Genomic DNA, 23,226 nt, shown 5'->3' with positions numbered 1-23,226 from the left:
TCCCCGACCACCGGCCTGTCGGAGTCAGCCTGGACAGGCGTAGCTGACCTCGGTCGCCGCCTGCGCCGGTGCCGGCGACACGATGTTCACCGTCGCGGTCTCCGTGGTGCTGCCGACCCCGGTGAACGACCAGCGCAACGTCAGCGTGACGCTACGCTGTCCCCGACCGACGCGCTCGGTGAGCAGAGCACCTGGCGCACTGCCGGTCCGCAGCCACTGATATTCGATCACGCCCGCACGGCCGTTGGTCCGCACGTTGGCGACCACGTCGACGGTGACGTCGCAGCGTGCGCCGGCCGGTCGGGGCACGCTCGCGGTGACGTCGGTGACCTCCAGTGGGCTGAGCCGCTGCCAGATCCAGAGTCCCACCGCGGCGAGCAGCGCGAGAGTTAGCAGGGTGGACAGCACGGAGACCAGTCGACGCCGCAGCGACGGGCGACGCGGTGGCGGCGCGGACGCCGGCCAGGCCGGCGCGGGTGGCGGGGCGACCGGCACCCCGGGACCGAACCGCAGCTCACCACCGGGCCCCGCGGCCGGTGCCGGCGAAACCGCGCCGCCGGTACGCGTGCCTGCCGTGGCCGCCGTGGCACCCGCGGCCATGGTCGCGCCGACGCTGGCCGTGCCGGCCGCCGTCCCCTTCAGCGAGACCGTCGACTCACCGCCGCCCCACGCCACCGTAGACCCGCCGCCGAATCCCTGCCCACCCAGCGACACCGTCGGCTCGACACCGCCCAGCGACACCGTCGGCTCACCGCCGCTCAACGACACCGTCGACTCACCACCACCGAAGGACACCGTCTGCGCATCACCACCTGACGACACCGTGGGCTCGTTCGCCGCCGGTGGAGGTGCGGGCAGGGTAACGGTCGGCTCAACCGGTACCCGTTGGGTGGGCAGGGCCTCGGTGGCGTCGTCCGGCTGCGTCACGGCTGTCGTCTCTCCTGCGTCGTTGTGGGCCTAAGTGTGCGGGGTGCGGCCGGATCAGCCGGGTGTGCAGAAGGAGTAGAGCGTCACGTACACCGTCGCGCCGGTGGTGGTGTTGCCGGCGGCGTCGGTGGCCAGGACCGTCACCGGGATCCGCGTGGTCGCGCCGGGCCGGGGCAGATCGCCGAGCACGCCGCCGAACTGGCCGCCACGCAGCAGACCCATGCTCTGTTCGTACGACCGTTTCTCCAGCGTGTAGCGCAAGCGCACGCGCAGCTGGCCCGGGTCCGTGCGGTCGTCGGCGACCAGGGCGGTAACCGTGCTTGCGGTGGGCCCGAACGGGCAGCCGGACGGATCCAGTTCGGTCGGGCTCGCCGCGACCCGGTCGACGGTGGGCGCGGTGGTGTCCGGCGGCGGTGCCGGGCTGGTGGGCGGGCTGGGCACCGGCGTGGGGGCCGGCGCGTCGCCGGTGCGGGACACCGACGGGCTCGGGTCAGCGGGGGTGATGCCGGTCGGGGCGGGGCCGGTACCGGTCGGCGTGGCCGGTCCAGGGCTGTCGACCACCGGCTCGTCCGGTGTGGGCGTGACAGTGCCCGGGGGCGCGACCGGGACTCCGCTGGTCGGGGCTGTCCCGGCGGTCAGCTCCGTGCGGGCCTCGGTGGCGGCCCCGGCCCCCACGGGTTCGTCTTTCGCGGCGTAGCTGAGCCCGGCGCCACCGACCAGCATCGCGGCCACCAGCCCGGTCCCGACCAGCGCCGCCCGGCCCCGCCCGGTCCGCCGGGGCACGGGTACGTCGGAGTCGTCGGCCACCGGCGGCGGGGTGGACGCGGCGAGCGCCGTGCTGGCCACGCTGATGCCGCCACCGGTGCCGTTCGGGAATGGGAATAGTGCCGCCAGCAGCGCCGCGCGACGCGCCAGCTCGCGCCACCCGCGTTCCTCCCAGTCATCGCCGTAGGCCGCGGCGGCCACCTCCTCCAGGCTGGCGAGGAAGACCTGCGCGGGCTGCGGGCGCTCGTCGGGTCGCTTGGCCATCCCGTCCCGCAGCAGGCCCTGCACCGGGCGCGGCGCCCGGTCGGTGGGAATCGGCGCGCGGACGTGCTGGCGGCGCAGCGTGGCCAGGTCCCGCCCGTCGTACGGCGGGTGGCCGGTGAGGCATTCGAAGAAGGTGGCGGTGGCGGCGTAGATGTCGCAGGCCGGACTGGCCGGGGCACCGGACCACTGCTCGGGGGCCATGTAGCGGGGGGTGCCGGTGACACTGCCACCAGAGGCGGCACCGACCGGCATGGCGATGCCGAAGTCGGCGAGCTTGCTCGTGCCCTCGGCAGTCACCAGCACGTTCTCGGGTTTGTAGTCACGATGCACCACGCCGCGCGCGTGCGCCGCACCGAGCCCGGCCAGGGAACCCTTGAGCACGCAGAGCGCCGACTCCGGTGTGGTGGGGCCCTGTGCCCGCAGCATCTGGCGCAGCGACACGCCGTTGACCAACTCCATCACGATCGCCGCCCCGCCGGACGCCTCGACGTACTCGTAGAGGCGACAGATGTGCGGGTCGTCAATGTCGGCGAGCAGCCGCGCCTCGTCCCGGAAGTCGGCCCGGAACAGTTCGTCGTCGGACCTGCCGGTCAGGTATTTGATCGCCACTGGCGTGCCGGTGGCGTCGTGAACGGCGAGTTCGACGCTGCCGGACGCGCCGGCGCCGAGCCGACGGACCGGGGTATAGCCGGAGACCTGCCAACCGCTCATGTCGCCGCTCTCCGTGCTGTGCGCAGGTGGACAATGCCGCTGAATACGCTGATCATTATCGTCACCGCCGCCGGTGACACCATCGGCCCGGCGGGTGCTCCGCTGCGCCGGGTGGCTGCCTGGTGACTCCTCCGGTGGCACGATCGGTGGCGGGGCGCTGGCTCGGCCACCCCGACGACGCACGATGGTCGGTCACGGACACCCTGTCACTGGTAGCACCCCCGGTCAAACGTCCGACGGCGGCGCGGACCAGGCGGTGCCGCCGCCCAATCCCGGCGCTGAGCTGCGCGGCGTCGACGTTTGACCCCGGCCGGCGACGGAAAGTGTGGCGGGATGAGATGGGCCCGTCACGCCGTACCCGCCGCCGTCACCGCCCTCGCCGCGCTCGCCGCCCGTGACCTGCTGCAACGCGAGCACGCGCTGAGGCGCAACTTTCCGCTGCTGGGTCGCGCCCGCTACCTGCTCGAATCACTCGGGCCGGAGCTGCGGCAGTACATCGTGGCCGGCAACAACGAGGAACGTCCATTCACCCGGGACCAACGCCGCTGGGTGTACGCCTCGGCGAAGCGGCAGAACAACTACTTCGGGTTCGGCACCGACAACGACATCGAGTACACCCCGGGATATCCGGTCATCAAGCACCGCACCTTCGGTCGGGCGGTACCACCGTCGACGCCGACGACCGGGCACGAGGTGCGGCTGCCGGCGGCGAAGGTGCTCGGCGGCGCGCGGCGGCGCACCCACGCGTTCCGCCCCGAATCGGCGGTGACCATCTCCGGGATGAGCTTCGGCTCCCTGTCCGGCCCGACGGTGGAGGCGTTGAACCGGGGCGCGGCGCTCGCCGGCTGCCTGCACAACACCGGCGAGGGCGGGCTGTCGCCGTACCACCGCCACGGCGGCGAGCTGATCCTGCAACTCGGTACCGCGTACTTCGGCTGCCGCGACGATCGGGGCCGGTTCGACCTGGCCCGACTCAAGGACGTGGTCGCTGGCGCACCGGTGCGGGCGCTGGAGATCAAGCTCAGTCAGGGTGCCAAGCCCAGCCTCGGTGGCCTGCTGCCGGCGGCGAAGGTGTCGGCGGAGATCGCCACGACCCGGGGGATCCCGGTCGGCCGGGACTGCGTCAGCCCCTCGCGGCATGCGGAGTTCGCCGACTGCGACAGCCTGCTCGACTGGGTGGAACTCCTGGCCACCGAGACCGGCCTGCCGGTCGGCATCAAATCGGCCGTGGGCGACCTCGATTTCTGGACCGAGCTGGCCGACCTGATGCGCGGCACCGGCCGAGGCGTCGACTTCATCACCATCGACGGCGGCGAGGGCGGCACCGGCGCCGCGCCACTGATCTTCACCGACTCCGTCTCGCTGCCGTTCCAGCAGGGCTTCGCCCGGATCTACCCCGTCTTCGCCGAACGTGACCTGCACGAGCAGGTCGTCTTCATCGGCTCCGGCAAGCTCGGCCTGCCCGACAACGCGGTGGTCGCGTTCGCGCTCGGCTGCGACATGGTGGCCGTGGGCCGGGAGGCGATGCTGGCGATCGGCTGCATTCAGGCGCAGAAGTGCCATACCGACACCTGCCCCACCGGGGTGGCCACCCAGAACGCCTGGCTGACCCGGGGGCTCGACCCGGCATCGAAGTCGGTCCGGGCGGCGCACTACATCAAGACGCTGCGGCGGGATCTGATGAAGGTCGCCGAGGCGTGCGGGGTGGAGCACCCAGGACTGATCGACACCGACGCCGTGGAGATACTCGGCGGGCGGACCAGCGCCACCCCGCTGCGCGAGGTGTACGGGTACCGACCTGGCTGGGGCCTACCGTCGGCGGCCGACCGCAAGGCGGTGGTGGAGCTGATGTCCACCGAGGCATCCCAGGGCGGCAGCGCTCCCCCGTCACCGACCGCCAAGCGTTGACGCCCGGCGTTCACCCCAGCCGTCGACAGTGGTTTCGCGAGCCGGGGTGCGCGCGGGTCGACCGAGGCCGACCCGCGCGCGTTCGTGCCACCTCAGGACGGATCAGCGGCGGGCACCGACCCCTCCCCTGGCGTCGACCGCTACCACCGCTCTGGGCGGCGTCGCCGGTCGGACGGGTGGTACCCGTCGCGCCGGAAAGGTGGACGGGCTGAGCCGCACCGACGGGGCCGGCCGCCACAGCAGGTTGACGGTGGCTCCGCCGGGACACGACAGACGTTGCCGGCCCCGGTAGCCCAGCCGGCGATACAGGCGCAGGTCGTCGTCGCCGTGCACCTCCGCGTAGGTGGGCAGACCGAGGTTGTCCATGTACCGGTGGCTGCCGGCGAGGACGGCGGCGGCCTGACCGGTCCGGTCGACGTCCGGTGGTGCGGCGAGGAACGCGAGGTGGTTGTGTGCGTCGGCGGGACGCCGCGCGGCAAGGAGGTGATCGACGCGACGGAAGCGCACGGCGTGTTCGCCGCTGGCGTCGTCGAGTCGCTCGTCGTAGCGGGGTGGCGGCGGGATCGGACGGTAGCGGTGGAACCAGACGGTGGCGGCGGTCCCGTCCTTGAGCAGGAACGCGTCGCCGAACAGTAGGGCGTGCTCGGTCCAGATGCGGGCCACGGCGGCGATCACGGCGGGACGCCGCCGCCCGTCGGGCACGAGCCACGCGCCGAGGGAGGTCGGGACGATCGTGGCGGTGAGCAGGTCGACGATCCAGTCGAGGTCGCACCATCGGGCACGGTTGACCGGCAGGGTGACGTGCATGGGTACTCCTGGTGAGGCATGAAGTCGGAAAGAACGGTGACGGGCCGGTGCCACGGGTCACGCACGGGCGGGCCCGGGACGGTCGCCGAGGACGGCCGCCGTCAGGTGTCGCGTCGCGCGACCACGACCGGCGTGGCGGCGCTGAGGGGGCAGCGCCGCGGTCAGGCCGGCCGGCTGCGCGGGCGTGGCGAGCGGGAGGGTCGTCGCCGGGTACGCGCCAGCCGGGTCACCCGGCCGCTGACCGCCGGCGGCGACCAGCCGGCCACGGCCATGTCGGCCGGGCCACTGTGCGAGGTCGGTGCCGACTCGGCACCGCTGGTGCCGGGAGCCGGCGACGAGGGCGGCGGACCGGGCGTACGGTCGGGCCGCTCGTTCCCGTCGTGCTGTCCACCGTCGACGATCCCGTCGGTGGTGTGCGGCAGCGACGCCGACGGCTGGCCGGACCGGTGACGGACGACGTGGTGGACGGAGCCGATCTGCCGGGCGCTGTCCGGGCCGGCGTCGGCCCGGTCCGGCCTGGCCGGTAGCGCGGGTTCGGCTCCCGGTGGCGTGGCGGGATCCGGATCGGGTCGGGGGGTCGGGTCCACCGGTGTCGGTGCCGGAGCGGGCTGAGGCAGCTCGACGACCGGCTCCAGCAGGTCGAGCACCGGCTCCAGACCCACCACGACGGAGTCGAGCAGCGGCGACGCGGGAGCCAGCAGCTCCGCAAGGGCGGCGATGAGCGGTGCTGCGAGCGGCCCGGCCTCGGCGACCACGGCGGCCACCTCGTCGCGTACCGCCTCGGGCAGCCGCGCCAGCGGCTCCGCCGACCGGCTGAGCGACCTGCCCGCCGCAGGCGTCCCGGCCGCCCGCTGCGCTGACGGTGCCGCACCCGTCGGATCGGCGGCTCCCCGAGGTGCGGTCGGCCTCGGTCTCGACATGCCCGGATCGGTCCCCGGTGGCACCTGACCAGCCGGCGGCGTCGGGTCAGCCGGCGGCGCAGTGTCCTGCGGTGGTCGCCCACCGGCAGGTGGTGACGGCGGTCCGGTCCGCCCGGCATCGGCGGGTGGTTCGGGCTCGTCGGGCGGAAGCGGTCGGGGCGGATCAGACCTGGGCGGAGGGGCTGGCGGCGGAGGGGCCGGCGGCGGAGGGGGCTCCGGGGCGGGCGGATCCGACGTGAGTACCGGGGCGAGCAGACCTCGAACGAGGTCGCCGACGCGGGGCGTTGCGCCGTCCTGAGTGGCGGCTGGCGGTTCCCCGGCGGCCCGGGCGGAATCGGTCGAGGCGACGTCGTAGGCGCACCACGCCGCCCCGGCGACCACGGTCAGGAAACCGAGTCGTAGGACCATGCGGGCGAGGCCACGCCGTCGTCTCGTCACCGGCGCCTCCCGTGCCCAACCACCACCCACTGCGAACGCACCCTAACTCACCGCGACAGCCTGGTCACGAGCCACGGGCGTGTCGATCCGCAGACCAATACTGGTCCAACCAGTTGACGGGTTGATGTGCCCTGGGCCACACTGCCCGGCATGGCATTCGTCCCCGTCACCCGGGCCTCCGTTTCCGACCTGGTCTTCGGACAGTTGCGCGACGCCATCGTCAGTGGCACCTACCGCACCGACGACAGCCTGCCCGGCGAGCGGGAGCTGGCCGCGGCTTTCCAGGTGAACCGGCACGCGGTCCGGGAGGCGCTGCGTCGGTTGCAGCAGCTCGGCCTGGTCAGGATCAGCCAGGGCGGGGCGACCCGGGTGTTGGACTGGCGGGTGCACGCCGGTCTGGATCTCGCGCTGTCCCTGGTGCGCTCCGGCGACGTCCTGCCGGTCGCCACCCTGGTACGCGACATGATGGACATGCGGGCCTGCATCGGCGTGGACGCGGCCCAGCTCTGCGCCCGCCGTGCCGACGACGCCGCGCGACGACGGATCGTACGGGCGGTCGAGGAGTTCGCCGACCTGGCCCCGGACCTGACCGCGATGGGTGAGGCCAACATCGCCGTCTGGCGGCTCATCCTGGACGGCTGCGGCAACACCGCGTACCTGCTGGCCTTCAACAGCCTGGTGGCCGGCGCCCTGGCGGTGGCCGAGGTGCCGCCACAGCGGCGCGCCAGCGAACTGCTCGACGTCACCGGGCACCGCCGGCTGGCCTCGGCCATCGCCGACGGCCGGGACGTCGAGGCCGCCGAACAGGCCCGATCCCTGCTCACCGCCGCGCTCACCGCCCCGACCAGAAAGGACAGCCGGGCATGATCCCCGCCGTGCTCTACGCCATCCCCGCGTTCCTCCTGCTCATCACCGTCGAGGCGTTGTCGTACCGGTTCGCGCCCGACGACGCCGAGCGGGGCTACGAGACCCGGGACACCGCCACCAGCCTGACCATGGGTGCCGGCAGCCAGGTCATCGGCGTGCCGTGGAAGCTGCTGACGATCGGCCTGTACGCCGCCGCGTACACCATCTCGCCGTTCAGTCTCTCCCCCGGCGACTGGTGGGTCTGGGTGTTGTTGTTCTTCGCCGACGACTTCGCCTACTACTGGTTCCACCGGGCCCACCACGAGGTCCGGCTCCTGTGGGCGGGGCACGTGGTACACCACTCCAGCGTGTTCTTCAACTTCTCCACCGCCCTGCGGCAGAGCTGGACGCCGATGACCTCGCTGCCGTTCTGGCTCGGCCTGGCCCTGCTCGGCATTCCACCGTGGATGATCTTCCTTCAGCAGTCGATCAGCCTGCTCTACCAGTTCTTCCTGCACACCGAGCGGATCAACCTGCTGCCCCGGCCGATCGAGCTGCTGTTCAACACTCCCTCGCACCACCGGGTGCACCACGGCTCGAACGACGAGTACCTGGACCGCAACTACGGCGGCATCCTGATCGTCTGGGACCGACTCTTCGGGACCTTCCAGGCCGAGGGGGACGCGGTCCGGTACGGGCTGACCAAGAACATCGGCACCTACAACCCGCTGCGGGTGGCGACCCACGAGTACGCGGCCATCTGGCGGGACCTGCGCACCGCCCGGTCGTGGCGGGAGCGGCTCGGGTACCTGCTGCGCCGCCCGGGCTGGCAGCCGGCCCGATGAACACCGCAACCGGTACCGGTCGGCGACCGGTGGGCGTACGGCTGCGGCGGCCGGACCGGGGCGGGGCGTGGCTCTGGGCGTTCGCCGTCGTGGCGGCCGTCGAACTGGTCGCCGTCGCCACCGACGTGCCCGCGGCGCAGTGGTTGGCCAAGCCGCTGCTGGCACCGCTGTTGCTGGCGTGGCTGTGGCGGGTCCGCGCGGCGAACGTCCCGATCGCGGTCGGCCTGCTGCTCGCCACCGCCGGAGACGTCGCGCTGCTGGTGCCGTCGGAGATCGCGTTCCTGGTCGGGATGGGCTGTTTCCTCGGTACGCAACTGGCGTTCATCACCGCGTTCGTGAGACACCGCCGGGCCCGACCGGCGGCGGTGACCGGGTATCTGGCGCTGTGGGCGGTGGCGAACGCGATGCTGTGGTCGCGGCTGGGCGACCTGCGGCTACCGGTGCTCGGGTACAGCCTGGCGCTGTGTCTGATGGCAGCGACCGCCACCGCCCTCGGCCGGCGGGTAGCGCTCGGCGGTGCGCTGTTCCTCTTCTCGGACCTGCTGATCGGCCTCGGTGCAGCCGGTACGACGGTGCCCGGACACGGCGTGCTGGTGATGGCGACCTACAGCGCCGCGCTGTTCCTGATCAGTACCGGCTGGGCGGCGACGAGCCGGCGCTAGTACTAGTGACCGTGGTACAGGGCGGCGACCTCGTCGGCGAAGTGATTCTGCACGGCCTCCCGCTTGATCTTCAGAGTGGGGGTGAGCTCCCCGTCCACCTCGGTGAGATCCCGGTGCAGGATCCGGAAGGTCTTGACCTGTTCGGCCCGGGAGACGCTGCGGTTGGCCCGGTCGATCGCGACCTGGATCTCGGCCCGTAGCTCCGGATTGTCCCGCAACGCGGACACCGACGCCCCGGGATGCCCGTGCTGCTCCCGCCAGCGCGTCCACGCCTGCGGGTCCACCGTCACCAGGGCGGCGACGTAGGGGCGGCCGTCGGCGACCAGCATCACCTGACTGACCAGCGGATGCGCCCGGATCCGCTCCTCGATCGGCGCGGGCGCGAGGTTCTTGCCGGCGGCCGTGACCATGATCTCCTTCGTCCGCCCGGTGATCCGCAGGAACCCGTCGTCGTCGAGTTTGCCCAGGTCACCGGTACGCAACCACCCGTCGTCGGTAAGCGCCTTCCGGGTGGCCTCCGGGTTGTTCCAGTAGCCGCCGAACACCACCTCTCCCCGGGCGAGGACCTCGCCGTCGTCGGCGATGCGGATCCGTACCCCCGGCAGTGGTCGACCGACCGTGCCGATCCGCATCGCCGTCGGCAGGTTCGCGGTCAACGCCGGGGAGGTCTCGGTCAACCCGTACCCCTCCAGGACGGTGATGCCCGCGCCCCGGAAGAAGTGACCGAGCCGCTCCCCCAGCGGCGCGCCGCCCACGATGGCCATCCGGCACCGCCCGCCGAGTGCGGCGCGCATCCGGCGGTACGCGGCGAGGTCGAACACCAGGTGCGCCAGGCGGAGCAGCTTTCCGGGCCCGCGCGCGGTGTCCAACGCGCGGCTGTACCGCACGGCCGTCCGCTCGGCGAGGCCGAACAGCCATCCCCGGTGCGCGTCCTCGGCGGTGTGGCGGGCCTGGTCGTGCATCTTCTCGAACATCCGGGGCACGGCGAGGATGAAGGTGGGCTTGAACCGGCGCAGCTGGTCGAGCACCCCGGAGATGTCGGCGCTGTGCACCATGGTGGCGCGGTTGTGCACCATGCCGATCTGAATCAGCCGGGCGAAGGCGTGCGCCAACGGCAGGAACAGCACCGTCGACGCGCCCGGATGCAGCAACTCGGGCAGCACCGCGGTGGCGTTGCCGATGTCGGCGGAGAGGTTGCGGTGGGCCAGCACGCAGCCCTTCGGTGGGCCGGTCGTGCCGCTGGTGTAGACGATGGTGGCGATGTCGGCGCCGGTCACCGCGGCTCGGCGGGCATCCACCTCGGTGACGTCGACGGCCCGGCCCCGCGCCACCAGCTCGATCAGATCACCGGCGTCGATGCGCCAGGTCTGCCGCAACTCGGGCAGTTCCGACCTCAGATCGGCCACGCTGAAGGCATGGTCTGCGGTCTCCAGCACGCAGCCGACCGCCCCGGAGTCGCCGAGCATCCAGCGGATCTGTTCCGGGCTGGAGGTGTCGTAGATCGGCACGGTCACCGCCCCGATCGACCAGAGGGCGTAGTCGACGAGCGTCCACTCGTACCGGGTACGGCTGAGCAACCCGACCCGGTCGCCGTGCGCGATCCCGGCAGCGACGAAACCGCGGGCCACCGCCACCACGTCGTCGCGGAACTGCCGGCAGGTCACCGGCAGGGCGCCGCCTCGTCCGGAGCGGCGCACCGGCCACGACCGGGGATCCGGGTCGGGCCGGACGAACTGCACCGCGTCCGGGTCCTCGGCCGCGTTGCGCCACACCTGCTCCGCCAGGCCGACGTCATCGCCGCTGACGATCGGCTCGACCGCTGTCTCCCGCACGCCCGTCCACCTGCCGTCGCATCACCCGGCCTAGGCCATCGGAACAGATGGTCACCCGCCACCCCACGGCGTACCCCGAAAACCCGCAAACCCGCCCCCCACCCCACCCCCCGTGCTAACCCCACCCCCCGCTCTCACCGATCTTGCACTTTCGGTCGGCGAGGTACCCCTTTCGCGGCCTATGCCTGGACGAAAAGTGCAAGATCGACGGGGTGGGTGGGGCGGCGGGAGGGAGCGTGGGGGGTGGGGTGGGGTGGGGTGGGGTGGGGTGGGGTGGTTAGGGGTGGGAGGGGGTGGGGTGGCGGGGTAGGCCGAGCTGGTCCACGGTCGCGGTGATCAGCTCGTCGGTGGACAGTCGCAGGTCGAGGACGAGGCCCCGCTCCTCGGGACAGAGCGACTCCAGGGTGGCGGCCTGCGAGTCGAGCAGGCCTACCGGCATGTAGTGGCCCGAGCGCCGTGCCAGTCGCTCCCGGATGACCTCGGTCGGGCCGGTCAGGTGCACGAAGTCCACCCCCGGCGGGCCCTGCCGCAGCACGTCCCGGTACGAGCGCTTCAGCGCCGAGCAGGCCAGCACGGTCGACACGCCCTCGCGGTGGCGGGCGGCCATCCAGTCGGCCAGGGAGCACAGCCACGGCCAGCGGGCCGCGTCGTCCAGGGGTACGCCGGCCCGCATCCGGGCCACGTTGGCCGCCGAGTGGAACTCGTCGGCCTCGGCGAAGGTCAGCCCGGTAAGCGCGGCCACCCCCTGCGCCACGGTCGTCTTTCCCGCGCCGGACACGCCCATCACCACGACGTGCCGGGTCGCCCGGTCACCAGTCATGGACGGTGCCGTCCTGAAGCCGGTTGAACGGCAGGTACGCCGGTTGGTACGGGAACCGGGCGGCCGCCTCCTCGTCCAGTTCCACACCGATGCCCGGCTGCTCACCCGGGTGCAGGTAGCCGTCGGTGAAGGTGAACGACTGGCGGAACACCTCGTCGGTGAGCGCGCCGTGCCGCATGTACTCCTGGATGCCGAAGTTGTGGATGGCCAGGTCAAGGTGGAGGGCGGCGGCCATGCCGACCGGCGAGATGTCGGTCGGCCCGTGGATGCCGGACTTGATCTGGTACTGCGCGGCGAAGTCGAGCAGCTTACGCATCGCGGTGATGCCACCGGTGTGGGTGACCGCCGAACGCACGTAGTCGATCAACTGTTCCCGGATCAGGGTCTGGTAGTCCCAGACGGTGTTGAACACCTCGCCGATCGCCAGCGGCGTGGTGGTGTGCTGACGGACCAGCCGCAGCGCCTCCTGGTTCTCCGCCGGGGTGCAGTCCTCCAGCCAGAACAGGTCGTACGGTTCGAGGGCCTTGCCCAGCCTCGCGGCCTGGATCGGGGTCATCCGGTGATGCCCGTCGTGCAGCAGCGGCAGCTCGGGCCCGAACTCGTTGCGGACCGCCTCGAAGACGCCGGGCAGGTGGCGCAGGTACGCCCGGGTGTCCCAGTCCTCCTCGGCCGGCAGCGGGGTGCGCTGCGCCGGCTCGTAGTCGTAGCGCTTACCGTCGGCGCTGGGCTGGGTGGCCACGCCGTACACGGCGTTGATGCCGGGCACGGAGGTCTGCACCCGGATGGACCGGAAGCCGAGATCGAGGTGCGACCGGATGGAGTCGAACAGCTCCGGCAGGTCCCGCCCGGAGGCGTGGCCGTACGCCATGATGCCGGTACGGGACGCGCCGCCGAGCAGCTGGTAGAGCGGCATCCCGGCGGCCTTGGCCTTGATGTCCCAGAGCGCGACGTCGACCGCGGCGATGGCGGCCATGGTGACCGGCCCGCGCCGCCAGTACGCCGAGCGGTACAGGAACTGCCAGGCGTCCTCGATGCGGTGCGCGTCGCGCCCGAGCAGCAACGGCACGACGTGATCACGCAGGTACGAGGCGACCGAGAGTTCACGCCCGTTGAGCGTACCGTCACCAAGGCCGGTGATGCCGTCCTCTGTGGTGATCTTCAGGGTGACGAAGTTGCGGTCCGGGCTGGTGACGATGACGTCGGCGGCCACGATCTTCACGAGGGGTGCCTTTCCCGCGGGCCGTTAACCCGGCGGCGGCACCGGCGGCGAGTCGGGGGAACCCGCGTTGAGCTCGACGTTGTACTGGCCCGAGATGCTAGGCCAAAACGCCTCCGCGCCGCCATCCGCGGCGGGGAACCTACCCCGGCCGGCCGCCTGCCCGATGTGGCCCAGCACCTCGTGGACGTGCGGGCGGACCTGGGCGCGCAACGTCTCGCTCCAGTGCTCCTGCTCGTAGCGGTGGTTCAGGTACATCCGGCGGGCGTGGGCCAGGACGGGCCGGTGATCCGGTGGCAGGCGGGCCAGGGCCCAGTCGGCGGCGACGTGCTTGGCACGGACCTCACCGGTGGTCACGGTGAACCAGACGCGGGCGAGGGTGAGCAGCACGTTGCGGGTGTCACCGTCGAGGTCGTCGAGCAGGCCCGGTACGCCGGCCACGCTCGCCCGGACCACATCGGCCGTGGGCACCGCCGCCAGCACCCGCGCCGGGGGCGGACCGGCCAGCGGGTGATCGCCGACGCGGGCGGCCGTGACCACCAGCGCCAGATCCGCCATCGTCTCCGGCTGCGGCACGGTGCCGGCCAGGTACGCGGCGCGGCACCACTCGCCGTACTGGAAATCCACAGTGGGCGGGTACCGCCATGGTCGCACCTCGGCGGCGACGACCACGGTCAACTCGATCGGGCGGGCCCGGTTCACCGAACCGGAGGTGGCCAGCAGCCCGTCGAGCAGCAGCCGCCGCTGCGGGTCGGTCAGGCTCCGAGCGGTGACCACCAGCACGTCGATGTCGCTGGCCGGCCGCAACCCGCCGAGCACCGCCGAGCCGTGCAGGTAGGCACCGACGAGCCGGTCACCGAGCACGTCCTTGAGGAGTCCGACGAGCTGCCGGATCTGGTCCATCATCGGCCGAGTCTGTGTCCGAGCGCAGCGTCGGCGCCACCGCTTTCCGACCGTGCCACGGGCCGCCGGCTGGTCCTGGCGGAGCGTACGATGCGGCACATGGCGTTGTTGCACCGAGCGGACATCCGTCCCTCCAAGCTGGAACTGTTGGCGGCCTGGCTGCCGACCCGGGACTGGTACGAGGGCGGCGGCGACGTGACGCGCGTGGCCGCGTACCGGTTCGACGATCCGGCCGGGCAGGTGGGCATCGAGACGCTCCTGGTCCGGGGCGGCGACGGGCCGGTGCACCAGGTGCCGTTGACCTACCGTGGGGCGCCGCTGGACGGTGCCGACGAGTGGCTGGTGGGCACCATCGAGCACTCGGTGCTGGGTCGGCGGTGGGTCTACGACGCGGTCGGCGACCCGGTGTACGCGGCCGCCCTGGCCGAGGCCATCCTGGCCGGCACCGGACAGGCCGAGGAGTACTTCGAGGTCGACGGCCGGCGGGAGGTGCGCCCGCCCAATATGGGCATCACCAGCGACGCTCCCGTCGCCGATCCGCCCACGATCGGGGCGGTCCGCCAGGTGGTCGACGGCGACCCCACGCTCATCGTCAGCGACGCCCTCGAGCTGGGGGTGATCCGCCGCCCCGGATCCGTCGCCGCACCGGCCGGCGCCACGCTTACCGGCACCTGGGACGACGTCCGGGCCCCGCTGGCGTACGCAGCGCCACGCTGAGTCGGCGCGGACACCGCAACGGCCCCGCGACGCCACGGTGCCACGCCTCTACCGGCACCGTGGCGGTCGGGCGACACCTCGGCCGGTACAAGAGCCGGCGGTGCGCGCGCCGACCGAGGCGTGGCCTCGACGATCGGGCGTCAGTCGGCGAAGGCGGACAGGTCGAACCGGTCCAGGCGGGCCGGGTCGGCGATCACGTCGATCTCGGCGATGCGCCCGTCGCGGATGCTGAAGGCCATCACCGACAGCGGGCGGCCCGACGCCATGACGACCACCCCGGCGGCACCGTTGATCACCGCTGGCCGCGCGAAGGGCGAGAACCGGCCGAATGTCGTGGCCTGGGCGGCCACCGCCCGTGCGCTGGCGATCACGGTGGTGTGGCGGGTGCGGGTGGCGCCGCCGTCGGCACGAAGCACCACGTCCGGGTGCAGCACGGCGACGAGTCCCTCGATGTCACCGTCCCGGGCGGCGGCGAGGAACGCGTTGACCACCGTGCGTTGCCGGGCGAGGTCGCGGTCGGTCGACGGTGCCTGACCGCGTACCCGACGGCGGGCCCGGCTGGCCACCTGCCGTGCGGTGGCCGGCGACCGGTCGATCATCGGGGCGATCTCGTCGAAGGGCACCCCGAACATGTCGTGCAGGACGAATGCGAGACGTTCGGCGGGGGTCAGTGTGTCGAGCACCACCAGCAGCGCCAGCCCCACCGAGTCGGCCAGTACGGCGGCGTGCTCGGGATCGTCGGGTCCGGCGGGCGTGATCACCGGGTCGGGCACCCGGATGTCCAGTGGCTCCTCGCGCCGCCGCTGTCGGCTGCGCAGGATGTTCAGGCACACGCGGGCGACAACCGTGGTCAGCCAGGCGGCGAGATTGTCCACCTCGTCGGAGTCGGTACGGGACAGCCGTAGCCACGTCTCCTGCACGGCGTCCTCCGCCTCGCCGAGCGAGCCCAACATCCGGTAGGCCACCGAATGCAGGTACGGCCGCTGCTGCTCGAACCGCTCGGTCAACCAGGCGGACTCCCCCATTGGCACTTCCCTTCCTAAAGGTTCACCCACCCGACCCCGGCCGGAGCCTGAACGTGACGAGCACCGGCTGGATATGCCGGGTGCGCCAGCGGCCGGCGTGGCGGGCGAGGCCCGTCAGGCCAGGATGACGGGGTTGATCAGGCCAGGATGACGGGGTTGGTCAGGGCCGCCATCTGCCGATCCGGATGGCGCACCTCGGCCCGGACGAAGCCGCTGTCCCGCGCGGCGGTACGCCACCGGATCGTGTCCGCCCCGTCGGCGGGAAGTCGCTCGCGGAGCACGGTGCCGCGTTCGGTGTGCAGACTGACGGTGCCCGACGGTACCCCGGACACCCGCACCCGTACCTCGATCGGCTCGCCGTCGGAGTCCAGGCGGGCCCCGACGCCGGCAGCGCGGTCACCGGTCGTGGCGGTGAGCTCCAGGTCGACGACGGCGGAGCCGGCGATCCAGCTCCGGCCGGCCCGCAGGCCAGCGAGGATCGCGTCGACACCCAACTCCTCGGCGTGGACCACGGTGTGCGGGGTGCCGAGCTGGCCGGCGAGGTGGGCGTCGCTGTTGCCGACCGCCGGCCACCACCGTCCCCGGTGGATGTCGTGGCCGAGGTTACGCCCCCACTCGGCCAGCGCCGCCTCGTTGTCCGCGTTCCACGGCAGGTCCGAGCGCCACTGCCCGTTCCACACCTCCACCGCGTCGAAGCACCGGTACGGGTAGGCCAGGGTGCCGGACTCGTACGGCGCGTACGGGTGGGCGGCCACGCAGAGCCCGCCCGGTCGGCGTACCCGGGCCAGTTGCCGGTCGATGGCGTCGTCGCGCACGCCGTAGCGCCACTCGACCTGGTGCCCGGGTTCGAGGCCGAGGGCGAGCCAGTGCCCGGTGTGCGTGGTGACCTCCTGCCCGAGGATGACCAGCAGGTCGTCGCCGGCGTACCGACTCCAGTCACCGTGCCCGGCGACGGTGTTGTGCTCGGTGGTGGCGACGAAGTCCAACCCGATCTCGCGGGCAGCGGCGGCGAGTTGCCCCGGGGTGAGTTCGCCGCCGGCCGAGCGCACCGTGTGCAGGTGGACGTCGCCCCGGTACCAGCCGGGCCCCCGACCCGCCACCCGCCGGGCCGGGTACGCCGCCCCGTCGGGATGCCGGAGCCGGTCTTCAGCCACCCGAGGGTCGCATGAGACGCTCGGCGGTGCCGAACGCGTAGCCCCGCGACTCGATCAACTCCGAGTCGTCGCGTTCCCAGGCCAGTTCGTCGATCACCTCGACGACGCCGGCGAGCCTGGCCGTGTGATCGGCCACCATAGCGGCGAGGCTGCGACTCTCGACGGTGCCGGACAACGTCACCACGCCGTCCACCACGCCGACCGTCACGGTGTTCGGGTCGATCCAGAGGCCGCGCAGCACGGTGTCGACGACGTCGGCGCTGATCTCCGTGTCCAGTCGGGTGTGGATCCGCAGCAGATCCCGCCGGGACACGATTCCGACGAGCCGCCGGTCGGTGTCCACGACCGGCATCCGCTTGACCTGTGCCGCCTCCAGCCGCCGGGCCGCCGCGGCGACCGACGCCGTCGGCTCGACCACGACCGCCGGTGCGGTCATCAGGTCGGCGGCGACGGTGGCCTGTGCCTTCGCCGCCACCCGGCGGACGCCGATGATCCGGCGGTGCCGCTCGTCCCCCGCAGCCTCGATCTTGTGCAACAGGTCGGCCTCGGACACCACGCCGAGGACGTGACCCTCCGCGTCCACCACGGGTGCCGCGCTGACACCGCTGCCCACCAGCGCGTCGACCACCTCACGGTACGAGGTGTCGGGCCGCACCGACATGACGTCGCGGGTCATCACGTCGCCGACCATCCATTGTGACTTTCGCTGTGCAGTGTTGGTGGTCATTGCCCTCCTCCTTGCCTTCCAGCCTTCCACCGCCGCTGCGCCGTCGACAGAGTCGTTGGGCCCTGCCGCAGGACGGGGTTTCTCTCCTACCCAGGTAGGGGGCGGCCATCCGACCGTCGGCCGCGGTCGGGGCCAGTGGTCGGGCGACGTCGGCCCGTACGCCGACAAGCATCTACAGGCATGACTGACAACCTGTCGCGGCGGGCGTACCGGCACCGCCCCCTGATGGTCTTCGTCTCGGCGATGGCGGTGCTCGCCGTCGTCTGCGCGGTCGGCATCGTCGCCGACCAGCGGGTCCTGACCGGCGCGCCGATCTGGCTCAAGCCGTTCAAGTTCTCGGTGTCGTTCGTCCTGTACGGCGGCACCCTGGTCTGGCTGCTCTCCCTGCTGCGCCGCCGAAGCCGGGTCGCGGAGTGGGCCGTCACCGTGGTGGTCGCCATGGGTGTGGTGGAGATGTGCATCATCGTCGGGCAGGTGATCCGCGGCACCACCAGCCACTACAACGAGACCAGCACGTTCAACGCCGTGCTGTGGCAGCTGATGGGTGCGGCCATCATGGTGCTGTTCGTCGCGCACGTCGCCATCGGTGTCGCGGTGCTGCGGCAGCCGATCGCCGGCCGGGCCGGCCGGTACGCCATCGGTCTGGGGCTCGGGCTGGCGGCACTCGGCATGCTGGTGGCGGTACCGATGACCATGCCGGGTCAGGCGCCCGTGATCGAGGGCATCGCCGGTGCGCACAGTGTGGGTGTGCCCGACGGCGGGCCGGGACTACCGCTGGTCGGCTGGAGCACGACCGGCGGGGATCTGCGGATCGGGCACTTCGTGGGGCTGCACGGAATGCAGGTGCTGCCGATCCTGGCGCTGTTGCTGAGCCGGTTCGCCGGTGGCTGGCTGGACGAGCGTACGCGGGCGCGGCTGCTGCTCGTCGTGGGTGTCGGCTACGGTGCGGTGACCATGCTGCTGACCTGGCAGGCGCTGCGCGGGCAGCCGCTGCTGCGACCGGACACGCTCACCCTGGCCGCCGCCGCGGCGCTGGCGGTGACGACCGTCGCCGCTGCCGGCGCGGTGCTGGCCCGACACCGTTTTTCGGCGGCCACGGTCGAACACCGGCCGACGGGCCCGGGTGAGCAGCGCGCGACGGGCGGGTCGACGGTGACGAGCGGACGGAGGTGACCGCGTGAGCGCCACGTTGTTCTCCTTGACCTTCGCGGTGGCGGCACCCTTCTGGGCGCTGATGATCCTGCTGCCGAACTGGACGGTGACCCACCGGATCATCCGGTCACCGCTGATCGTGATCCCGGTCGTGGCGATCTACGCGATCCTGGTGATTCCGGCGCTCGGGGAGGTCCTGCCGGCCGTGGTCAACCCCACCCTCGACGGCGTACGGGAGTTGCTGGGCGGTGCCGACGGCGCGGCGGCGGCCTGGGCACACATGATCGCCTTCGACCTCTTCGTCGGCCGTTGGGCCTGGCTCGACAGCCGGGAGCGGAAAGTCCCGTCGCTGGTGATGGCACCGGTGCTGGTGCTGACGATCCTGCTGGGCCCGCTCGGCCTGGCCGCCTATCTGGTCGTCCGCACCAGATGGGTACGCCCGCCGGCCACTTCTGGCCTCGACGAGCAGCGCCTAGGCTGAGGCCGTGGGCTGGGTGGGACGGCTGTTCGACGCGCGCGACAGCCTCGTGCGGATGGTGCTGCTCATCCTCTCCGGGCTGGGCTATCTGTTCTTCGGCGCGCTGTCCGCACCGACCACCACCCAGTGGATCCTCGCGGCGCTCGCCTTCGTGGTCGGGCTGGCGCTGCACCGCCGGCCGCTGGCCAACCTGCTGACGCAGACCGCGCTGCTGGCGGTGGCGATCTGGCTGATCGACGACTTCATGATCAATCAGGTCGGCGCCAGTTGGGCGCTGCTCGAACTGACCATGGTCGCCCGCCGGAGCCGGACCATCTGGCTGGCGGCGGGGCTGCTGGCCGTGGTCGACCTGACCGACTCGATCGGCGATCCGCTGCCGCGCCTGCTCTCCGGTGTGTTCGGGCTGCTGGCGGAGGTCGGCGTGCCCTTGCTGCTGGGGCTGGTCATCCGGACCACCCGGGAACTCGCTCAGCAGTCGCGGCGGCGGGCCGAGGAGGAGCAACGGCGGCGCGAGTCGGAGAATCGCGCCGCACGGGCCGACGAGCGCAGCGCCATCGCCCGCGAGCTGCACGACGTGGTCGCGCACCACGTGGCGTCAATGGTGCTGCGCGTCGGCGTGGCCCGACACGTGCTGACCGACCTGGATCCACGGGTCGGCGCGGTCTTCGACGACGTGCACGGCACCGGCACGGCGGCCCTTGCCGACCTGCGCCGGCTGGTCGCGGTGCTGCGTGACCCCAACGGTGTACGCGGCGACGCCGCGTTGACCGCGATCGAACCGTCGGCGTTGCCGGCCGCGCTCGGCGCCGCGGTGGACCGGGCCCGCCAGGCCGGTGTCACAGTCGTCGCCGACATCGACCCGGCGGTCGGCGCCCTCGACGCGGTACGCGGCCTCGCGGTGCTGCGGCTCAGCCAGGAGGCGCTGACGAACGTGGCCAAGCACGCCGGTACCACCGCGGTGGCGCGGCTGTCGGTAAACGTGGTCGACGGGGCCGTCCACTGGGAGGTGGTCGACGACGGTCGTGGCTGGGTGCCCGCCACCGTGCCGGTCGGCGGCGGCCACGGCATCACCGGCATGCGCGAACGGGTCGAGGTCCTCGGCGGACAGTTGACGGCCGGCCCGACCGGCGCGGGGTGGCGGGTGGCCACCGTGCTGCCCGCCGGCCGCCAGGTGTCCGGGGCACCCGCCCCGGCACCGTCGACAGACGACGCGACAGTCACGCCGTCGGCAAGGGACGTGCCGGCCGGGCCGCCGGGCACCGCGTCGACGGCGGGGGTGGACGGGTCCCGCTCCGGCCCGTGTGCGACGGAGCGCGCGTGATCCGCGTACTGCTGGTCGACGACCAGCACCTCATCCGCGCCGGCCTGCGCATGCTCTGCGAGGCTCAGCCCGACATCGAGGTCGTCGGCGAGGCCGACAACGGCCGCGACGCGATCGCCCTGGCCGCCCGGCTGGTGCCCGACGTCGTGGTGATGGACCTGCGCATGCCCGGCGTCGACGGGATCTCCGCGACCAGCCGGATCATCGCCGACCGTCCCGGTGCGCGCGTGCTGGTGCTGACCACGTTCGGCGACGACGACCACCTCTACCCGGCGTTGACGGCCGGCGCCTGCGGCTTCCTGCTCAAGGACGCACCGCCGACCGAGCTGCTGGACGGTGTGCGCCGGGCCGCGACGGGCGACAGTCCGTTCAGCCAGGAGGTGCTGCGCCGGTTGGTGCAGCGCGCGGTGCACGCCCGCACCGGGACGCCACCGCCGGTCACCGGGCTGACCGCCCGGGAGCAGCAGGTGCTGGACCTGGTCGCCGACGGGCTGTCCAACGGCGAGATCGCCGAGCGGCTGCACATCGGTGTCACCACGGTCAAGTCCCACATCACCAGCCTGATGACCAAGACGGGCAGCCCCAACCGGGTACGCCTGGCGCTGTTCGCCCGCGGCCTGTGAACCGGCGTCGCCCGGGCGAGGCATCGGGCGGCGGCAGCCTCGGTCGCGGCGGCCCCGGCAGCGTTTTTAACCGGTTATCCGCCGGCCATCGCGCCGAGGACGATGAACGGCTCCTCACCGGCGACGACCCGCTCGGGCAGGGGTGTGTCGGGTGAGCTGTTGGACAGGTCCTCCTCGCAGGCGTAGAAGCGGACGAAGGCGCGGCGCTTACCGCTGTGCCGGTCGCGGATGGTGCCGAGCAGCATCGGGTACCGCGCCTCGATGGCGTCGAGCACCAGGCGCTGGGTGGCCGGCCCCGGGCCGGCCACCTCGACACGCACCTCGCCGGTCACCCCGGCGAGGGTCTTCAGGTGAGCCGGGAGGACGACCCGGATCACGGCAGCACCTGAACTTCCACGGAGAGCACGGCTGGCAGGTCCCGGACGATCGGCGCCCAGCTGTCGCCGCCGTCGGCGGAGCGGTAGACCTGACCACCGGTGGTGCCGAAGTAGATGCCGCAGGGGTCGAGCGTGTCGACGGCCATCGCGTCGCGCAGCACGTTTACGTAGCAGTCGGACTGCGGCAGCCCGTCGGTCAACGGCTCCCACTCGTCACCGCCGGTGCGGCTGCGGTAGACGCGCAGCTTGCCCTCCGGCGGGTAGTGCTCGGAGTCGCTCTTGATCGGCACCACGTAGATGGTCTCCGGCTCGTGGGCGTGCACCGCGATCGGGAAGCCGAAGTCCGACGGCAGGTTGCCGCTTACCTCGCGCCAGTTCGCGCCGGCGTCGTCGCTGCGCATCACGTCCCAGTGCTTCTGCATGTAGAGCGTGTCGGGGCGCGACGGGTGCTGGGTGATGTGGTGCACGCAGTGGCCGACCTCGGAGTCCTGGTCGGGAATCTCTCCCGACCGCAGGCCCTTGTTGATCGGCAGCCAACTGGTGCCGCCGTCGTCGCTGCGGAACGCGCCGGCCGCCGAGATGGCGGTGTAGATCCGACCCTGGTGGACCGGATCCAGGATGATCGTGTGCAGGCACATGCCACCCGCGCCGGGCTGCCATGACGGCCCGCTCGGGTGGGTGCGCAGGGCGGTCAGCTCGGTCCACTTGCCGCCGCCGTCGTTTGACACGTAGAGCGCCGCGTCCTCCGCGCCCGCGTAGACGGTGTCCGGGTCGTCGCGGGACGGTTCAAGGTGCCAGATGCGCTTGAACTCCCAGGGTCGCGGGGTTCCGTCGTACCAGAGGTGGTCGCCGACGTCGCCGGCGTAGGCGAAGTCGTTGTCGACCGCGGTCCAGGTGCGCCCGCCGTCGTCGGAGCGCTGGATCAGCTGCCCGAACCAGCCGCCGGACTGGGAGGCGTAGAGCCGGTCCGGATCGGCCGGCGACCCGGTGAGGTGGTACATCTCCCAGCCGCCGAAGTGCGGCCCGTCGACCGTCCAGCTGTCGCGTCTGCCGTCGGAGGTCAGGATGAACGCACCCTTGCGCGTCCCCACCAGTACGCGTACACCACTCATCTGAGCGTCCTCTCGTATTCGTCGGGCCGGCGGGCGGTCTCCGCGCCGCCGCACCGACATGCATCGGTCCTGGCCGGTCTACTCCCTGGGTACGACGAATTGGCATCAGCGAAACGGACAGCACCCGCCGCCGCTCGGATTCACCCGGCTTCTGTCGGATGCCCGTCACTTGCGGCCCTGACCCGTATCCCGCCGTGGCGGCCCTTGCACGGTGTAGTGACAGCGACCACGATGGGATCATGGTCGATGGATTGATCTTGCAGGTCGTGTCGGACGGTCCGGTCAGCGACGAGGAACTGGCCGAGCAGGCCCGCCATCTGAGGGAACACCTGAACCAGCTTCCCGGCGTCGAGGCGAGCGAACTGACCGCCGAGGCCGCACCGGGCACCCGGGACACCGCGAGCTACATCTTCGGCGTACTGGCCCTGGCCGTGTTCACCGTGCCGACGGTCAAGCGGGCGGCGGCGGACATCCGGCACCTGGCCGAGGTCATCAAGCGCTACCAGGAGCGCAACAAGGGCAAGCGGCTGCGCATGACCCTCCCCGACGGCACCGAGATCGACGTACGGGACGTGTCGGAGAAGACCCTGGCCGAGCTGATCAAGTCGGTGTCGGTGCCCCGGCAGGGTGAGGCGGCCGTGCCCGAGAAGGTCGACGGTGACTGATCCGGCGGAGT

Annotated in this window: 23 protein-coding genes; 10 read left to right on the top strand and 13 right to left on the bottom strand. The window is 72.2% G+C overall.

What is annotated here, in order from left to right:
* Positions 1-24: 24 nt before the first annotated feature.
* Together AB0J93_RS16285 and AB0J93_RS16280 are read right to left on the bottom strand one after the other, a co-directional pair.
* A complete protein-coding gene (locus tag AB0J93_RS16285; RefSeq protein WP_363922522.1) occupies positions 25-927 on the bottom strand; it encodes a hypothetical protein in 903 nt (300 codons plus the stop codon).
* Between the two features lie 54 nt (positions 928-981).
* The gene (locus tag AB0J93_RS16280) at positions 982-2,667 is read right to left on the bottom strand and encodes a protein kinase (RefSeq protein ID WP_363922520.1); all 1,686 of its coding nucleotides are present in this window, start codon (positions 2,665-2,667) and stop codon (positions 982-984) included.
* Positions 2,668-3,000: 333 nt separating this feature from the next.
* Here AB0J93_RS16280 and AB0J93_RS16275 point away from each other — a divergent pair, with 333 nt between their 5' ends.
* Positions 3,001-4,575, top strand: coding sequence for an FMN-binding glutamate synthase family protein (locus AB0J93_RS16275; protein WP_363922518.1), 1,575 nt, complete (start codon positions 3,001-3,003; stop codon positions 4,573-4,575).
* 102 nt (positions 4,576-4,677) lie between these two features.
* Here the strand turns inward: AB0J93_RS16275 and AB0J93_RS16270 are convergent, their stop codons facing one another.
* A complete protein-coding gene (locus AB0J93_RS16270) occupies positions 4,678-5,382 on the bottom strand; it encodes a hypothetical protein (RefSeq protein WP_363922516.1) in 705 nt (234 codons plus the stop codon).
* A 161-nt stretch (positions 5,383-5,543) separates the two neighbouring features.
* Positions 5,544-6,302 (bottom strand): hypothetical protein, encoded by a 759-nt coding sequence (locus AB0J93_RS16265; protein ID WP_363922514.1) that lies wholly within the window; start codon positions 6,300-6,302, stop codon positions 5,544-5,546.
* Positions 6,303-6,890: 588 nt separating this feature from the next.
* Here AB0J93_RS16265 and AB0J93_RS16260 point away from each other — a divergent pair.
* From AB0J93_RS16260 to AB0J93_RS16250, 3 genes are read left to right on the top strand one after another with little or no spacing between them, the layout of a single operon-like run.
* Positions 6,891-7,607 carry a GntR family transcriptional regulator gene (locus AB0J93_RS16260; RefSeq protein WP_363922512.1) on the top strand — a complete coding sequence of 239 codons (717 nt, stop codon included), beginning with the start codon at positions 6,891-6,893 and terminating at the stop codon, positions 7,605-7,607.
* Entirely contained in the window at positions 7,604-8,431 is an 828-nt protein-coding gene (locus AB0J93_RS16255) for a sterol desaturase family protein (protein ID WP_363922510.1), read from the top strand. The genes AB0J93_RS16260 and AB0J93_RS16255 overlap by 4 nt, the downstream gene beginning before the upstream one ends.
* Positions 8,428-9,093, top strand: coding sequence for a lysoplasmalogenase (locus AB0J93_RS16250; RefSeq protein ID WP_363922508.1), 666 nt, complete (start codon positions 8,428-8,430; stop codon positions 9,091-9,093). Before AB0J93_RS16255 ends, AB0J93_RS16250 begins: the two co-directional genes overlap by 4 nt.
* Before the next feature lie 2 nt (positions 9,094-9,095).
* Here AB0J93_RS16250 and AB0J93_RS16245 read toward each other — a convergent pair whose 3' ends face one another.
* The 4 genes from AB0J93_RS16245 to AB0J93_RS16230 form a co-directional block, all read right to left on the bottom strand.
* On the bottom strand, positions 9,096-10,925 hold the full coding sequence (locus tag AB0J93_RS16245) for an AMP-dependent synthetase/ligase (RefSeq protein WP_363922506.1): 1,830 nt from the start codon (positions 10,923-10,925) through the stop codon (positions 9,096-9,098).
* 277 nt (positions 10,926-11,202) lie between these two features.
* Positions 11,203-11,745 (bottom strand): gluconokinase, encoded by a 543-nt coding sequence (locus AB0J93_RS16240; protein ID WP_363922504.1) that lies wholly within the window; start codon positions 11,743-11,745, stop codon positions 11,203-11,205.
* Positions 11,735-12,964 (bottom strand): D-mannonate dehydratase ManD, encoded by a 1,230-nt coding sequence (gene manD / locus AB0J93_RS16235; protein ID WP_363922502.1) that lies wholly within the window; start codon positions 12,962-12,964, stop codon positions 11,735-11,737. Before manD ends, AB0J93_RS16240 begins: the two co-directional genes overlap by 11 nt.
* A 24-nt stretch (positions 12,965-12,988) precedes the next feature.
* Complete coding sequence (locus tag AB0J93_RS16230; protein ID WP_363922500.1) at positions 12,989-13,867, bottom strand: aminoglycoside adenylyltransferase family protein; 879 nt, start codon at positions 13,865-13,867, stop codon at positions 12,989-12,991.
* Between the two features lie 96 nt (positions 13,868-13,963).
* On the opposite strand from AB0J93_RS16230, the gene AB0J93_RS16225 reads away from it, so the two are divergent.
* Positions 13,964-14,581: a hypothetical protein gene (locus AB0J93_RS16225; protein ID WP_363922498.1), complete on the top strand. Its 618-nt coding sequence runs from the start codon at positions 13,964-13,966 to the stop codon at positions 14,579-14,581.
* 140 nt (positions 14,582-14,721) lie between these two features.
* On the opposite strand, the gene sigJ is transcribed toward AB0J93_RS16225, so the two are convergent.
* The 3 genes from sigJ to AB0J93_RS16210 form a co-directional block, all read right to left on the bottom strand.
* A complete protein-coding gene (gene sigJ, locus AB0J93_RS16220; RefSeq protein ID WP_363922496.1) occupies positions 14,722-15,606 on the bottom strand; it encodes an RNA polymerase sigma factor SigJ in 885 nt (294 codons plus the stop codon).
* A 137-nt stretch (positions 15,607-15,743) separates the two neighbouring features.
* Positions 15,744-16,760 carry a CehA/McbA family metallohydrolase gene (locus AB0J93_RS16215; RefSeq protein ID WP_363922494.1) on the bottom strand — a complete coding sequence of 339 codons (1,017 nt, stop codon included), beginning with the start codon at positions 16,758-16,760 and terminating at the stop codon, positions 15,744-15,746.
* Positions 16,753-17,487 carry a CBS domain-containing protein gene (locus AB0J93_RS16210; protein ID WP_363922492.1) on the bottom strand — a complete coding sequence of 245 codons (735 nt, stop codon included), beginning with the start codon at positions 17,485-17,487 and terminating at the stop codon, positions 16,753-16,755. The genes AB0J93_RS16215 and AB0J93_RS16210 overlap by 8 nt, the downstream gene beginning before the upstream one ends.
* Before the next feature lie 180 nt (positions 17,488-17,667).
* Here AB0J93_RS16210 and AB0J93_RS16205 point away from each other — a divergent pair, with 180 nt between their 5' ends.
* Genes AB0J93_RS16205 through AB0J93_RS16190 form a run of 4 tightly spaced genes read left to right on the top strand, consistent with a single transcriptional unit; the run spans position 17,668 to position 21,061 of the window.
* On the top strand, positions 17,668-18,660 hold the full coding sequence (locus AB0J93_RS16205; protein WP_363922490.1) for a hypothetical protein: 993 nt from the start codon (positions 17,668-17,670) through the stop codon (positions 18,658-18,660).
* Between the two features lie 4 nt (positions 18,661-18,664).
* Positions 18,665-19,120 carry an ABA4-like family protein gene (locus AB0J93_RS16200; RefSeq protein WP_363922488.1) on the top strand — a complete coding sequence of 152 codons (456 nt, stop codon included), beginning with the start codon at positions 18,665-18,667 and terminating at the stop codon, positions 19,118-19,120.
* Between the two features lie 4 nt (positions 19,121-19,124).
* The gene (locus AB0J93_RS16195) at positions 19,125-20,438 is read left to right on the top strand and encodes a histidine kinase (RefSeq protein WP_363922486.1); all 1,314 of its coding nucleotides are present in this window, start codon (positions 19,125-19,127) and stop codon (positions 20,436-20,438) included.
* A complete protein-coding gene (locus AB0J93_RS16190) occupies positions 20,435-21,061 on the top strand; it encodes a response regulator transcription factor (protein ID WP_363922484.1) in 627 nt (208 codons plus the stop codon). The genes AB0J93_RS16195 and AB0J93_RS16190 overlap by 4 nt, the downstream gene beginning before the upstream one ends.
* A gap of 74 nt (positions 21,062-21,135) precedes the next feature.
* On the opposite strand, the gene AB0J93_RS16185 is transcribed toward AB0J93_RS16190, so the two are convergent.
* Entirely contained in the window at positions 21,136-21,438 is a 303-nt protein-coding gene (locus AB0J93_RS16185) for a MoaD/ThiS family protein (RefSeq protein ID WP_363922482.1), read from the bottom strand.
* Positions 21,435-22,550 (bottom strand): exo-alpha-sialidase, encoded by a 1,116-nt coding sequence (locus AB0J93_RS16180; RefSeq protein ID WP_363922480.1) that lies wholly within the window; start codon positions 22,548-22,550, stop codon positions 21,435-21,437. The genes AB0J93_RS16185 and AB0J93_RS16180 overlap by 4 nt, the downstream gene beginning before the upstream one ends.
* A 239-nt stretch (positions 22,551-22,789) precedes the next feature.
* Here AB0J93_RS16180 and AB0J93_RS16175 point away from each other — a divergent pair, with 239 nt between their 5' ends.
* The gene (locus tag AB0J93_RS16175; protein WP_363922478.1) at positions 22,790-23,215 is read left to right on the top strand and encodes a hypothetical protein; all 426 of its coding nucleotides are present in this window, start codon (positions 22,790-22,792) and stop codon (positions 23,213-23,215) included.
* Positions 23,216-23,226: the final 11 nt, after the last annotated feature.

This window comes from Micromonospora sp. NPDC049374, from assembly GCF_040677165.1.
Classification (GTDB): domain Bacteria; phylum Actinomycetota; class Actinomycetes; order Mycobacteriales; family Micromonosporaceae; genus Micromonospora.
The sequence above is the reverse complement of the archived record's forward strand: the minus strand, read 5'-3'. Positions and strand labels throughout refer to the sequence as shown.

Coding starts and splice junctions, on each gene's coding strand:
- AB0J93_RS16250 (WP_363922508.1), top strand. CDS start 8,428: ATGAACACCGCAACCGGTACCGGTCGGCGACCGGTGGGCGTACGGCTG.
- AB0J93_RS16265 (WP_363922514.1), bottom strand. CDS start 6,302: ATGTCGAGACCGAGGCCGACCGCACCTCGGGGAGCCGCCGATCCGACG.
- AB0J93_RS16270 (WP_363922516.1), bottom strand. CDS start 5,382: ATGCACGTCACCCTGCCGGTCAACCGTGCCCGATGGTGCGACCTCGAC.
- sigJ (WP_363922496.1), bottom strand. CDS start 15,606: ATGGGGGAGTCCGCCTGGTTGACCGAGCGGTTCGAGCAGCAGCGGCCG.
- AB0J93_RS16240 (WP_363922504.1), bottom strand. CDS start 11,745: ATGACTGGTGACCGGGCGACCCGGCACGTCGTGGTGATGGGCGTGTCC.
- AB0J93_RS16230 (WP_363922500.1), bottom strand. CDS start 13,867: ATGATGGACCAGATCCGGCAGCTCGTCGGACTCCTCAAGGACGTGCTC.
- AB0J93_RS16180 (WP_363922480.1), bottom strand. CDS start 22,550: ATGAGTGGTGTACGCGTACTGGTGGGGACGCGCAAGGGTGCGTTCATC.
- AB0J93_RS16255 (WP_363922510.1), top strand. CDS start 7,604: ATGATCCCCGCCGTGCTCTACGCCATCCCCGCGTTCCTCCTGCTCATC.
- AB0J93_RS16205 (WP_363922490.1), top strand. CDS start 17,668: ATGACTGACAACCTGTCGCGGCGGGCGTACCGGCACCGCCCCCTGATG.
- AB0J93_RS16280 (WP_363922520.1), bottom strand. CDS start 2,667: ATGAGCGGTTGGCAGGTCTCCGGCTATACCCCGGTCCGTCGGCTCGGC.
- AB0J93_RS16275 (WP_363922518.1), top strand. CDS start 3,001: ATGAGATGGGCCCGTCACGCCGTACCCGCCGCCGTCACCGCCCTCGCC.
- AB0J93_RS16225 (WP_363922498.1), top strand. CDS start 13,964: ATGGCGTTGTTGCACCGAGCGGACATCCGTCCCTCCAAGCTGGAACTG.
- AB0J93_RS16175 (WP_363922478.1), top strand. CDS start 22,790: ATGGTCGATGGATTGATCTTGCAGGTCGTGTCGGACGGTCCGGTCAGC.
- AB0J93_RS16210 (WP_363922492.1), bottom strand. CDS start 17,487: ATGACCACCAACACTGCACAGCGAAAGTCACAATGGATGGTCGGCGAC.
- AB0J93_RS16260 (WP_363922512.1), top strand. CDS start 6,891: ATGGCATTCGTCCCCGTCACCCGGGCCTCCGTTTCCGACCTGGTCTTC.